This is a genomic window from Erythrobacter sp. S158 (genome assembly GCF_057364915.1).
This window is the reverse complement of record NZ_CP200279.1, coordinates 2,183,457-2,196,853: the sequence shown is the minus strand read 5'-3', so window position 1 is coordinate 2,196,853 and position 13,397 is coordinate 2,183,457. Positions and strand designations below refer to the sequence as shown.

Here is a 13,397-nt window from a genome sequence, read left to right as displayed (position 1 = left end):
CACACAACCGTCACCGCAGGGGCTGAGCTGCGCCAAAAATCGGGGAATCGACCAACGTGCATGGGGTAAGATGCGCGTGGGTACAGATCATGATGGCGCTGTCTGAGCTTCGGTTGTCGCAACTGGAGTGATCATGAAGAAGTTTCACAACAATTCGCTGAAGGCGCTTGCCTTCTCCGCATCGGCTATCGCGTTCGCGGTTGCCGGTCCTGTCTATGCGCAGGACACCAACGAAGACGAGCAGGAAGAGCCCGATGGCGTAACGACCGGTCAGGGTCAGGACGTCGAAGTCTCGACCGGATCGCAGGGTCAAACGAACGATAACCGCATTACCGTTACCGGTTCGCGTATTGTTCGTGACACCTACAGCTCGATTTCGCCGCTTCAGGTTCTCTCGACCGAGAACCAGCAGTCGGTTGGTGCATTCGACCCCGCACAGATCCTCCAGCGCTCGGAAGCAGCCGCCGGTACGCAGATTGACGCGACCTTCCAGGGCTTCGTTCTCGACAACGGCCCGGGTTCGCAGACGATTAACCTTCGCGGTATCGGCGCAGGCCGTACGCTCGTTCTTGTCAACGGCCGCCGCCTCGCACCTGCCGGTGTGGAAGGCGCTCCGACCGTTCCCTCGATCAACCTCATTCCGGCAACGCTCGTTGACCGCTACGACCTGCTGACCGACGGTGCATCGTCGGTTTACGGTTCGGACGCTGTTGCCGGCGTTGTGAACGTCATTCTCCGCAAGGACTTTGACGGTCTCGAAATCCAGGCCAACGGCGACATCAACCCGCAGGGTGCTGGTGAAGACTACTCGGTCAGCGCAGCTTGGGGCTTCAGCACCGACCGCGCCGTTTTCGGCATCGGCGCTGAGTACCAGTTCCGCGACGAAGTTCAGGCTATCGACCGTGACTTCCTTCGCGGTTGTACCAACAACCTCGAAGAAGACCAGGACGGTAACATCCTGACGCTCGGTATCGCCGATAACGCAGTTGTCCGGGATCGTACCCCGGGCGTTTCGGTGTCGGAAAGCGAGTGTATCGTTTCGGGCATCTCGGGCCGTATTTTCCAGCCGTTCGCACGTTTCGGTTCGGTTTACTTCCCGGGTGGTGGCAACATCGCCAACTTCCCTGTCGACCCGGCAACCGGCAACGTCTTTAACTTCGGCGAATCGACCGACGCATTTGGTACCGACCTCGACGTAAACGGCGACGGTATCCGCGACGTCGACTTCCAGAACGTGAACGTCAACGCAAGTGAGGCGGAGCTCTTCCGTACCTTCATCTCGCAGCAGGAACTGGTTAACGTCTTCACCTATGGTGAGTACACCTTCCCGGGCGAAGCCAACATCACCCCGTTCTTCGAAGCGCAGTACACCCGCGCCGAGATCAGCAACAGCGGTGCAGGCAACCCGCAGATCTTCCCGTCGGTGCCTGCTGATAACATTTTCAACCCCTGTAACTTCACGCGCAATGCAGATGGTGTCGACTGTCGTTCGGTCGATAACGAGTTGCTCGGCATCAATGGTACGGGTGCGGCCCTCTCGACGGGCTTCAACCTTCCGACGGTTCCGATTGCGGCGATCCGCGGCGACCGTAACAACTTCGACGTGACGCAAGAGCAGTATCGCGGCGTTCTCGGTGTTCGCGGCGACCTGCCCTTCATCGGCTCGAGCTGGACCTTCGAACTCGCAGGTGTCTACTCGCGTTCCGAAGGTGTCTCCTCGCGTCTCGGCATTCGTGAAGACCGTCTCGCTCTTGCTCTGGGTCTTGACCCGACGGCAGACTATGACGGAGACGGCGTCGTTGACAATGATGGAGACGGGATCGCAGACGACTACGACAACGGCGTAGACTTCTTCTCGGGCGACCCTACTTTCATCGGAGAATGCGCGACCACTGGATTTGCTAATCCGGATCTGCTGCCTGCAGACGTCATCCCTGGCTGTGTCCCTGTCAACCTGTTCGCTCCGAGCGTTCTGACCGGCGCAATTGGCGACCTGGCCACCCAGGCTGAGCGCGACTACATCTTCGACAGCCGCGACTTCGACACCACCTACGAGCAGGTTCTGGTTTCCGGTTACGTTACCGGTGATCTCTTCGATCTGCCCGCCGGTCCGGTTGGTGTCGTGCTTGGTGCGGAATGGCGCGAAGACTCGATCGAATCGAACCCGGACTTCACGGCTTCGAACGGTCTGTTCTTCGGCTTCTTCGCTGACGGCGGTGCATCGGGTTCCAAGTGGATCCGCGAACTCTTCGGTGAGGTCGATATTCCTCTCATGGCTGGCGAGACCCTGGTCGAAGAGCTCACGCTCAACGTCTCGGGCCGTCTGACCGACGAAGAATTCTACGGCACCAATGGCACTTACGCCATCAAGGGCGGCTGGCGCCCGGTTCCGTCGCTCCTCTTCAAGATGAGCTACGGTACCTCGTTCCGTGCACCGAACCTTCGTGAGAACTTCCTGCGCGGCCAGTCGGGCTTCGTCGGCATCTTCGACCCGTGCGCGGTTCCTGACGATGCATTTGTTGATGGTGCATACGACGCATCGCTCGACCAGCGTCAGCCCTTCGTTCTCGCGAACTGTTCTCGTGAAGGTCGTGACCCGACCAGCGTTGGTATCGATGCTGAAGGTCTGAACACTATTCAGGTCGTCAGCGGCGAAGTGACGCAGGGCGGTTCGCTGGATATCGATCCTGAAACCTCGCGGTCGCTGACCACCGGTTTCGCGTTCGAAGAGAACTGGGCAAGCGGTTTCGACTTTGCGCTCAACGTCAACTACTACGACATCAAGATTAAGGACGCGATCATTGAACCGAGCGCTGCCTTCATCGTCGGTGACTGCTACTTCCGCGAGGAAGTCGACGAGCGCAGCGAGTTCTGCGACCGCATTGAAATCGATCCGGGCGACCGCGCTTTGATCAGCGGCGTTCAGGCTGGCTTCCTCAACCGTGACGAGGAAACTGTCCGCGGTCTCGATATTAACGCAACGATGGGCTACCCGCTCACGATCGGCGACGAGGTCTTCGACCTTACGCTGAACCTCGTGGCGAACCACCTGATCGAGCGTCGTAACCTCCAGACCACTGAAACCGGTGACATTCTTGAGCAGGACTTCAAGGGTGAATTCGGCTTCCCCGACTGGACCGGCCGTCTGACCGGTGCAATCGACTGGAATGACTGGCGCTTCACCTATCAGGTTCGTTACATCGACTCGGTCAACGAAGACTTCCGTGAGGTCCTGGTCAACGGAAACACCTTCGAACGTCCGTTCGGTGACGCGTTCAGCCAGAACGCACCGGGTACCGATCCGTCGATCCCGGGTGCATTCTCGCCGACCTGTCTTGGTGCAGGTGGTCCGAACGGCAACGTTGCCGGTGACGGTCGCTTCTGCCGCCCGATCGGTACCGCTGACGAGTACTTCGAGCACACCGCCTCGATCCGCTGGGACAATAACGACTTCCGCGTGATCCTGGGTGTTCGTAACCTGTTCGACACGGCTCCGCCGCAGGTGTCGTCGCGTTCGGGTGTTCTCGAGATTTCGAACACGCCGCTGGGTAACGGCTACGACCTTAACGGTCGCGAGTTCTTCGCCCAGGTTCTGGCTCGCTTCTAAGCGTCAGAAAAAGCGACTTAATTTAGTCAAGAAGAGCGGCCTCTCGGCACTTGCCGAGGGGCCGTTTTTCTGTTTAATTTCTCCTGTGCGAGTCTGCCGATTTGGAGGTGACGCGGGCGCGCGCAAGGGGTCCCTTGGAAATCGAATGAGAGAGTTCGCACCATGAAATTTGTTAAAGCACCGCTTACGGCGGCCTTGCTCGGCGTTTCGACGCTTGGGCTAAGCGTCGCTGCTCCCAGCGAAACGCAAGCCACCTCGGCTGTCCCGATTGACGTGTGGGCATTGCGCGACGTCGTGAATGCCGTCGATCTTTCTCCGGACGGCAAGCACCTTCTGGTTCACATCAACCCGAGCCGCGAGGGCGATTACCTGCTTCAGATCTACAAGACCGACGATCTGAGCACGCCCTATCGCACGCTCAACGCTGATCCGATGGAGATCAATTCGGCCCGATGGGTCAGCGACAACGTCATTTACGGCACTGCGTGGCAGATCAAGCGTGAGAACGTGCGCCGTCAGGAAGACGATACGCGTAATTACGCGACATACTTCTACGATCTGAAAGCCAACAAGTTTCAGCAGGTTCGCGGCCGTTTCTCGATCGCAAGCCTGCTTCCCGACGAGCCTGACAAAATTCTTATCGGCACCGGCGTCGCAGTCGATGGTGGCCTCGGGAACGATCCGTCGGCCGCATTCCGTCCGCAGTCCTATTATCGCTTGAACCTCGAAACGGGCAGCCGCGAATTGGTCATGCGCGGAACGCGCAAATACGCCAATTACACGTTCGATTCGCAAGGCAATGCACGGTTTGCACAGGGTGCCGATTCTGACGGAACGGTGAAGTCCTATTACCGCAAGCCCGGTGAAAGCGGATGGACCCAGTTCGGTGAGGTTTACGACCAGAACGATCGCGAAAACCTCTACCGCTTTATCGGCGGCGTTTATGGCATCGCAGGTTTCCACCACGAAGACCCGAACATCGCCTATTTCGTCGAAGCGCTGAACGGCGAGGACAAGGCTGCTCTTTGGACGTTCAACCTCGAAACGGGCCAGTTCGAAGAGAAGCTTTTCCAGGCTGAAAACGCCGATGTGATGGGCGTTGGCCGACACTCGATCCCGGGTAACGACAAGCTTGCCTTCGCATCCTATCCGGGCGCGAAGATGGAGCGTCACTGGTTCGATCAAGAGGAAGAGGCGCTCTACAAGGCTCTGGAAGAGCAGATCCCGTATTCGCACCAGCTCAGCATCCGCAGCCGTTCCTATGATGGCCGCACAATGGTGGTCTACAACCAAGGTCCGAAGGATCCTGGCTCATTTTGGCTCGTGCAGGAAGGTCAGCTGGCCAAGCTCGGCAGCCGCAACCCGCTACTCAATCAGGATGCGCTCGCTGAAGTGAAGTTCATCCGCTACCCGTCGCGCGACGGCAAGCTGATGATCCCGGGCTACGTGACCGTTCCCAACGGCGAAGGCCCGTTCCCGCTGATCGTCCTTCCGCATGGCGGCCCGGCAGTTCCCGAAGTCGTGACTTACGACGAATGGGGCCAGCTGCTCGCATCGGCAGGCTACATGGTCCTCCAGCCCGGCTATCGCCAGACGGTTGGCTGGGGCAAGGAACTGTTCGACCTTGCTTTCCATGAGCATGGCGGGACTATGCAGGACGATAAGGATGATGGCGCGCTCTACCTAGTGGAGCAGGGCCTCGTCGATCCCGATCGTATCGCGATGTTCGGTTGGTCTTATGGCGGTTACGCGGCGCTCGTCGCTGCTGCACGCGAGGACAACATCTACCAGTGCGCCATCGCCGGTGCTGCCGTGTCGCGTCCCGAGGTTTGGTACAACGACATCATCAACTCGAACACGCCTAAGGCTATTGACGAGTGGTTCCAGGGCCGCGGTGTCAAATACGGCACCAACCCTTATGCCGAAGTCGACAAGGTCAACATTCCGTTGCTGATGGTCCACCCTGAAGATGACAGCCGGGTGCTGTATTACCACTTCGAGGACTACAAGAAGGCGTTCGAAGAAGCCGGTCACACGGGCGAGTTCATCACGCTCGAAGATGCCGACCACTTCTATACGACGCTGATGTATACCCACCAGCAGCAGTTCTACACCAAGATGCTGGACTATCTGGCCAACGATTGCGGACCGGGCGGTCTGTAATCTGACGAGCTGCCGCAAGGCGCCAGTCTAACAAATGAAGGGGCCCGATCGCATCGCGACCGGGTCCCTTTGCATTTCTGTAACACGCTGAACTTGCGAGCGAATTGCCTGCCAAGTCAGCCGACTATGTACGTGCGAGCTTCGCTTACTGAACGCGGCGTCCCTTGACCCCTTGCTGGCCGTTGATGCGCACGAAATATGTCCCGAGCGCCGCATCTTTGAACACAACAGTGTCGCCCGCCCGTATTTCGCGTTGACGCCTCGGCACGTTATTCATCTCCCAGACCGCGCCTTCGGCGGTGGTGAAACGAACCTGTCCGCGCCCGAAATAGCGCACGCTCTCAATCGTGGTCTCGAACAGCTCCTCTTCTTCCTCGTCGCCGCCAAAAATGCCGAGGTTGGGAAGCGAGAAACCGAAGAGCGAACGGCGGGTCTGGCGCACGTCCTCGCGGTCGACCACCTGGACTTCGCCGGTTTCCGTGGCAGTGACGATCCCGCCGACTGCGCTGTCAAAACAGGCGAGGCGGGCCATGTCATCTGTGATCGCCTGGCAGGCCTTGAGGCGTTCCACATAGTCTCCGCTTGCCTCGTCAGCTGCGTCCTGAGCGCTGGCCGAAACGCTTGCAAAAAGAGCGGTCACGCACACCAATCCAAGAGCCCGAACGCGCATGTATGAGAGCTGTGATCTGGTGGAAAAAGCCATCGATTTTTCTCCCGAATGACGGCTTGGCAACGAAGGTCGACATATGCCGCAAGATGTCAATGTGGCTGATTTATCGATGAAACGCCCTGTAAGAAAGGCCTAACACACTCAACTGTAGCGCGAATGCCACAGGTCTTGGCGAACCGGACCTTTGTGGAAGAACCACAATTGCGATTTGCGCATCGATTGGCCTACCCCTTCCAACCATGCGGGCAAATGTCCGTAGAAGAGAGTTACCTGCCATTTTGGCAGGTTAATCCAAGGGGAATACAATGAACCGCTTTAGCAAGGGCACCCTTCTGGCTGGTACGGTCTTGGCAACTGCCGTGACCGCGACGCCCGTCTACGCCCAAGACAATGACAGCGAAGAAAACTTCATCGTTGTCACCGGCTCGCGCATTCAGCAGCGCAACGTCGAAACCGCCGCTCCGGTGGCCGTCGTTGACGCCGAAGAATTCCAGCTCACCGGTGATGTGAACGTTGAAAACGTGATCAACGCTCTGCCGCAGGTTATTCCGGGCACCACCGGTAATTCGAACAACCCGGGTAACGGTACCGCATCGCTCGACCTTCGTGGTCTTGGCGAAACCCGTACCCTGGTTCTTGTCAACGGCCGCCGCTGGGTGTCGTTCGACACGAACCAGGTCGTCGACCTTAACACCATCCCCAACTTCCTGATCGAGTCGGTCGAAGTTGTGACCGGTGGTGCTTCGGCCGTTTACGGTTCGGACGCTCTGTCGGGCGTTGTCAACTTCAACCTCAAGAAGGTTGAAGGCGTCGAAATGGGCGGTCAGTACGCCATCACCGAAGAAGGTGACGGCCGTCGCTATCAGCTTTACGGTGCAATCGGCACGAGCTTCGACGATGGCCGCGGTAACGCAACCGTCTACGCGGAATACACTAATCGTGACGATATCTTTCAAGGCGACCGCGACTTTTCATTCAACGCGATTGGTGGTGAAACCTTCGGCCTAAATCGACTTCAGTTCGGTTCGTCAACAGTTCCGCAGGGTCGTATTAACACGCCGGGAACTGGCACGATCCGCCCTGCCTTCGACGCGAATGGCGATGGCGAAATCGACAACGATGATCCGCTGGAGCAGGCGCTCACTGCCGCACTGGGTTCGGGCCTCATCATCGATGACGGTATCTTCGACACCCCAGGTAGCCCCCGCGCTCGCGCAGGCGACACGTATAACTACGCTCCGGTAAACTATCTCCAGGTCCCGCAAGAGCGTTACCTGCTTGGCGGTTATGCCGATTATGAATTCACGCCGGGTCATAGCTTCTACACCGAAGTTTCCTTCGTGAATAACCGCGTTGCACAGGAATTGGCTGCTACGCCGGTTACCGGCACTTTCAATGTTGACATTGATACTGTCTCACAGTTCCTCGACCAGGCGACTATCGATGAACTAAATACGCTCGATCAGCGAGAAGCGAGCATCATCGCCGAGCGTCAGGCTTACAATGACAGCCTTGGCTATTGTGGCCCGGGTGGTGTTCAGCCCGACGGCGCGCGTCCCTGCTTCTCTCAGGTCAATCCGTTTGGTGCAGCAGCCGGCGAGCTTGGCGTTGTCAGTACCTTCCTTCAGCGCCGTGTTCTAGAAACCGGTCCGCGTAATTCGCTCGACGAGCGCAACGCATTCCGCGTTCTTGGTGGCGTGACCGGTGAAATCGCTGAAAACTGGACTTACGATGCGTATTACAGCTACGCCCGTACGCGTAATGCGAACGTTCAAGACGGTAACGTCTCGCGTTCGCTGTTCCAGGCTGGCCTCGACGGTTCGGGAACTCCGATTAATATCTTCGGTGCAGGCACTCTAACACCGGCGATGGTTCAGGCGTTCTCGATCCGCGCTCAGAACGGCGATGTTTCGACCATGGAAGTCGCTTCGGCTTCTGTTTCGGGCTTCCTCGGTGAACTTACCGCAGGCGCTGGCGAAATCGGTGTCGCAGGTGGTTACGAATACCGCCGCGTTGGTTCGCAGTTCATTCCTGACACTGCACTCGCATCGGGCGACGTCATCGGCTTTAACGCCGGTAGCCCGACCGAAGGTGGCTACGACGTGCACGAGCTCTTCGCTGAGCTTTACGTCCCGATCTTCGACAACGGCACGCAGCGTCTCGAGCTGACCGGTGCGGCCCGTTACTCCGACTACTCGCTTGATGCGGTGGGCGGTGTATGGACCTATGCCGGTGGCGCAGAATTCGACGTTATTCCAAGCGTGAAGCTGCGCGGTCAGTATCAGCGTGCAGTTCGCGCTCCAAACGTGGGCGAACTGTTCGGTGGTCAGGCCATCGGCTTCCCGGGCGCAACCGACCCGTGCGGTGACCCGGACTTCCTCGCTGCCAATGCAGGTGCAGACCAGACCTGCATCGCGACCGGCGTTCCTGCCGGTAACGTCGGCAACGCGGATGCTATCCAGCTGAACGCTCAAATCCCTGCACTATTCGGTGGTAACCCGAACCTTCAGGAAGAAACCTCGGAAAGCTACAGCTTCGGTATCGTTCTTCGTCCGGACTTTGTTCCGGGCCTGACGATCACGGCTGACTACTTCGACATCGTGATCGAAGACGCAATCAACATCGCGGGTGGTTCGCTCCAGGGTCTGCTGAACCTGTGCTACGGTGAAGTTCAGGACGTGAATTCCACCGTATGTCAGCCATTCATCGGGCGTCGTAATGGCGACGGCGCGATCACCGTCGACAATCCGCCGCTGGTTGCCGGTGTCAACGTCGCCGAGATTGGCACTTCGGGTGTCGACCTTGAGATCAACTACCGCACCTCGATCCCGTTTGCGCTGTTCAGCGGCGACAACGAGTCGGGTCTCGACTTCTCGTTCCTCGGGACGTGGACTGACGAGTTCTTCATCCGCCCGGTTGCTGAGCTACCGACGGTGAACGAATGTGCCGGCCAGTTCGGCGGTGCCTGCTTCAACACGGGCGATCCGACCCCGTCCTTCCGCTGGGTCTCGCGCCTGAGCTGGAACGATGGTCCGGTGACCACGTCGCTGCGCTGGCGTCACCTGAGCGGTGTTGACGATGCCGATGACGGAACCGACTTTGCTGCCTTCAACGGTGCAGAGCGCATTCCGGCATACGACATCTTCGACCTGACCTTTGCGGTCAACGCTTCGGAGAACCTGACGATTACCGCTGGTATTCGTAACCTGTTCGACAAGCTGCCGGGTGCACCCGAGTTCGATGCGGATGGCTTCGTAACGAACCAGCCGAGCGGTCTTCTCCTTGGTGACAACCAGGAGCAGGCGAACACCTTCCCGAGCACCTACGACGTGCTTGGCCGTGACTACTTCATCTCGGCTGCGTTCAAGTTCTAATCGAACGCGCTCAGAGAAGAGCCAAACAAAAGGGGCGGCGAACTTCGGTTCGCCGCCCTTTTTCTATGTGCAACGAACGAATGCGAGTGGCTGGCGCGCGCGCCGCGCCGCGCCGCAATGGCTTAATCGCGACCCGCAGATGCGATTATTGGAATGTGAGGAAATCGGCCAAGGTCCGGCCTGATGGTTCATTAACCGGCGATGTGCCGACGGTCTTCAAGCCCTGGATCGAGAACGCCTCGGTCAATGCCGTCCTGTCATCTGCGCGCGCGCAGGCGCGAGCGAGCGAGGTTATACGTCCAATTTCATTGTCCGCCTGTGTGAGGATTTCCTCGACCATGCCTTTCGACACTTCGGCGCCCTCGCGGGCGCCGATCAAACAGGCGCGCCGCATGGCTTCGGGGATCTCCCATGCAGGACTGGCATCGCCGAACTGAGCTGCACCGAGCTTCGCCAACACCGCAGCGACTTGCGCTGCTACCTGTGGTCCGGCGCCCGGTGCCTCAAGAGCAGAGCCAACCGCATTGGCAGCGTTTTTCTCTTTCAGCACCCACTCGATCTCGGCCTGCCGCTTGCGATTGTGCTCAAGGATTGGGCCATCACCGCGATGAACCATAAGGCCCACGCGCCCTCCGGGTGCAAGAACTCTCGCTATCTCGGCTGCAACGCGGGCGGTGTCGCCATATTCGAAGCCGAACTGGCTCACCACTGCATCAAAAGCGTCATCATCAAACGGCAAATCTTCCATCGCGACGCTGCCACGTGTTTCGATGCCTTCGGGCGCAGTGGGGAGGGTCGGCGCGAGGTCGATGCCGGTCAGCGACAGGTCCTCGCGCGCATCCTTCATCCAGCCCAGCACGATCCCGTTTCCGGTCGCAAGGTCGAGCACGCGCGCGCCCTCGGGTAAGTCTTCGACGAAGCCATGCCACGCCGCACGCTGCGCATCTTCAATAGCCGCCCAGCGCTGCGGCAGGCAGCCCGTTGCCTGCATCGTGCCGTTCTGAGCCGCGTTGTGCGCCCAGAAATCGCCCCAAGCTTTTGCATCTTCACTCATGGCTAGAACCTGTAGCTACCCGAAGTCACGACGTCGAACGCCACAGTCATCCTTTCCGCCGATCCGAAACTGATGGTGCCGTGATAAAGCGTGGATGGGAAGAGCGCGAGATGGCCTTGCCTTGGCTCGATCGAGCGGATCGGCGGAAGATCCAGGCCGAGATCTGGGGGAGGGCGGCCCACTTCGAGCCAGCCCTGCTGCCCGGCTTGATGCGCCTCTTCGGGAACGACGAGATACAGCGCGGAAGAGACGATGCCTTGCGGGTGAATGTGAGAGGTGTGGTAATCACCGCCTCCGGTAAGCCTCACCGACCACGATCCCGCAAGCGCCCACGGTGTCTCGCGATGGCGGAGAAGCGGGTGTGTCTCATCGAGCGGCGCAAGGCCAGCCCGGTATTCCTCAAGCGTTGCCCGGATCGCCTCATGCAGCTCCGCGAGCAGAGGTTCGGTCCGGTGGAACAGGATACCGCGCGTCTGCGTCCCGCCGCGAAGGCTCTGACCAAGCGGCATGGCGGAACCTGCGTGAAGTGTGCGAAGCTCTGCAACGGCATCCTCTACCAGACCATCGCGACCCACTAAGGGGCGAAGCTTCACAAGGCCTTCGTGCTCGTGGAGCCAGGCGCAGCGTTCATCACCGGCCATGCGCCAGACAATTCCGCGCAAGGCCCAAGCCGAGATGCTCCACGGTTCCGCCGCAAGCGTCCGGTCGAGAAGCGCCTCGGCACGCTCGACATCGCCAGCGCGGATGCGGTGGCGCGCCTCGTGAAGCGAACGGATAGGAGTGTCGAGCGCGAGATCGGCAAAAAGGCGTTCCGCGCGCTCCCATTCGCCTGCCGAGCCTGCATGCACCGCTTCGAGCAGCGTAAAATGCGGCTCGTTCGGGAAGCGCGCGCGTGCCTCTGCGGCGACATCGGCGGCTTCGCTGGCGTGGTCGAGCCCGGCCAAGGTTTCGGCATGAGTGGCCGGGATATTCGGGTCCTGCGGCGCGCGTGCGGCTGCGGCTCGGAAGGGGGATGTGAAGTCGCTTTCCCCCGCCGTTAGCTTAAGGCCCGAAAGGAATGACAAGGCCGCGATGAAGCCGGGGGCCTGCGCGCAAATCTGCTCCGCCACCACGCGTGAGCCGGCGACATCGCCATCGACGTCGAGCGCCTGCGCCTTGCCGAGCCAGAGGTCCGCATCTCCCGAGTTTACGGCGAGCGCCGCGTCGAAACGCGCCAGTGCGTCGGCCTCACCTCGCTCCAGCGCAACACGCGCACGGCCATGGAGCGCGCGCGGATGACGCGGGTCGGCAGCGAGGGCGGCATCATACCACCGCGCGGCCTCTGCAGGTTCGGACAGAGTGCGATGCGAAAGCGCACGGACACTGCCGTAGCGCGGGACACTTCGGCCGCTCTTCTCATGGAATGCAAGCAAGTCGATCACATCGCGATGCCGGCCCAGCCGCTGAAGCGATATGGCGTGGTTGATGGCGTAGTCCAGCATCGCTGGCGCCAGCGAACTCGCGGCGGCAAAATGCTTCTCTGCCGCTTGCAGATCGTCCGCTTTCATCGCCAGATCGCCGGCTGCATCGGCAAGCGCTGCGTCCTCGGGATGATCGCGCCGAGCAGCCTCCGCAATGGCGCGCGCGCCAGCCACGTCGCGGCTTTGCATCGCCATGCGGATGCGCACCATCGCCTCCGCCGGGGTCAGGCCGTCCGCCGCATTCGTCATTGCGTGCGCAGCCATCCCGTGACTGCGATCCGTCCGACGGGCGCAAAAGGCGGGACGTAGCTGACGAGATGCGACTGGGGCACCTTGAACAGGTTCAATGCGTTGAAGCGCGGTCGGAAGCCTTCGATCACGTCGCCGTCATCATCGAGGAACATGAGATAGCCGCCCCAGTCGGGGTGCCAGTCGGGCGGGGCAAAGTTGAGGACGTAGGCGACCTCCCATCCTTCGGCGACATGACTGTCGATGTGCCGGCCAAGATAGTGGTTGGGCGCGAACAGGGTGGCCTGCCCATCGGCCTTGATAAGGCCGTCGATCCCGGTGATGTCGCGGGCGAGCTGGATGAAGTCGGGCGCGTTGATGTGTTCGAGCAGGATTTCGTGCGGGCTATCCGGATCCCAGCTTTCCTGGATTGCGGTGAGGATCGGGTAGTGCGCAAAACGAAATCCGTATTCGCCGCGCGCCGTGTTCTGCTGCGCTTCCATCGCGGCGGCGTTGACGCGCTGTTGCCCTTGCGGTGTCTGCACCTCTTCCATGCGAAAGCTCTGGCGGTTTTCGTCGCCTGCGCCGGTCGCCATCCCCCAGGGCGTGCCCTTGGTCAGGACGGTGAGCACTTCGCGCGCGGTTTCGGCAGTGAGCACATCGCGCACCTGCACGCGGCCCGTCTCGGCAAAACGCTTCGCCAGTGAGGCGCGGTCGAGCGCCGGATTGAGTTCGAAAAGTGTTTTCATCTCGCTTATCGCCCTAGCGAGTGGCGCACGCCCGGTGCAAGCGCACTGACGCAAATCAAACACCGATATGAGCGGTTGATTTGCAGCAAGCC

The 13,397-nt window shown here is 60.0% G+C and carries 7 protein-coding genes; 3 read left to right on the top strand and 4 right to left on the bottom strand.

Annotation, left to right across the window (positions count from 1 at the left end; translation table 11 throughout):
- Positions 1–133 precede the first annotated feature (133 nt).
- Both AC0V6T_RS10820 and AC0V6T_RS10815 read left to right on the top strand, forming a co-directional pair.
- Positions 134–3,607 (top strand): TonB-dependent receptor domain-containing protein, encoded by a 3,474-nt coding sequence (locus AC0V6T_RS10820; RefSeq protein WP_486126785.1) that lies wholly within the window; start codon positions 134–136, stop codon positions 3,605–3,607.
- A 162-nt stretch (positions 3,608–3,769) separates the two neighbouring features.
- Positions 3,770–5,770: an alpha/beta hydrolase family protein gene (locus AC0V6T_RS10815; protein WP_486126783.1), complete on the top strand. Its 2,001-nt coding sequence runs from the start codon at positions 3,770–3,772 to the stop codon at positions 5,768–5,770.
- A gap of 145 nt (positions 5,771–5,915) precedes the next feature.
- Here AC0V6T_RS10815 and AC0V6T_RS10810 read toward each other — a convergent pair whose 3' ends face one another.
- A complete protein-coding gene (locus AC0V6T_RS10810; RefSeq protein WP_486126781.1) occupies positions 5,916–6,410 on the bottom strand; it encodes a hypothetical protein in 495 nt (164 codons plus the stop codon).
- Between the two features lie 335 nt (positions 6,411–6,745).
- Between AC0V6T_RS10810 and AC0V6T_RS10805 the strand changes: the two genes are divergently transcribed.
- A complete protein-coding gene (locus AC0V6T_RS10805) occupies positions 6,746–9,814 on the top strand; it encodes a TonB-dependent receptor domain-containing protein (protein ID WP_486126779.1) in 3,069 nt (1,022 codons plus the stop codon).
- A gap of 145 nt (positions 9,815–9,959) precedes the next feature.
- Here AC0V6T_RS10805 and AC0V6T_RS10800 read toward each other — a convergent pair whose 3' ends face one another.
- The 3 genes from AC0V6T_RS10800 to AC0V6T_RS10790 are packed head-to-tail and all read right to left on the bottom strand — an operon-like array spanning position 9,960 to position 13,305.
- Positions 9,960–10,868 carry a class I SAM-dependent methyltransferase gene (locus AC0V6T_RS10800; RefSeq protein ID WP_486126777.1) on the bottom strand — a complete coding sequence of 303 codons (909 nt, stop codon included), beginning with the start codon at positions 10,866–10,868 and terminating at the stop codon, positions 9,960–9,962.
- A 2-nt stretch (positions 10,869–10,870) separates the two neighbouring features.
- Positions 10,871–12,592: a putative 2OG-Fe(II) oxygenase gene (locus AC0V6T_RS10795; protein WP_486126775.1), complete on the bottom strand. Its 1,722-nt coding sequence runs from the start codon at positions 12,590–12,592 to the stop codon at positions 10,871–10,873.
- Positions 12,574–13,305 (bottom strand): 2OG-Fe(II) oxygenase, encoded by a 732-nt coding sequence (locus tag AC0V6T_RS10790; RefSeq protein WP_486126773.1) that lies wholly within the window; start codon positions 13,303–13,305, stop codon positions 12,574–12,576. Before AC0V6T_RS10790 ends, AC0V6T_RS10795 begins: the two co-directional genes overlap by 19 nt.
- Between the last annotated feature and the right edge of the window lie 92 nt (positions 13,306–13,397).

What these genes read in the sequence shown, in the direction of transcription:
- AC0V6T_RS10820 (WP_486126785.1), top strand. Translation starts at nt 134, where the DNA reads ATGAAGAAGTTTCACAACAATTCGCTGAAGGCGCTTGCCTTCTCCGCA.
- AC0V6T_RS10815 (WP_486126783.1), top strand. Translation starts at nt 3,770, where the DNA reads ATGAAATTTGTTAAAGCACCGCTTACGGCGGCCTTGCTCGGCGTTTCG.
- AC0V6T_RS10800 (WP_486126777.1), bottom strand. Translation starts at nt 10,868, where the DNA reads ATGAGTGAAGATGCAAAAGCTTGGGGCGATTTCTGGGCGCACAACGCG.
- AC0V6T_RS10795 (WP_486126775.1), bottom strand. Translation starts at nt 12,592, where the DNA reads ATGGCTGCGCACGCAATGACGAATGCGGCGGACGGCCTGACCCCGGCG.
- AC0V6T_RS10790 (WP_486126773.1), bottom strand. Translation starts at nt 13,305, where the DNA reads ATGAAAACACTTTTCGAACTCAATCCGGCGCTCGACCGCGCCTCACTG.
- AC0V6T_RS10805 (WP_486126779.1), top strand. Translation starts at nt 6,746, where the DNA reads ATGAACCGCTTTAGCAAGGGCACCCTTCTGGCTGGTACGGTCTTGGCA.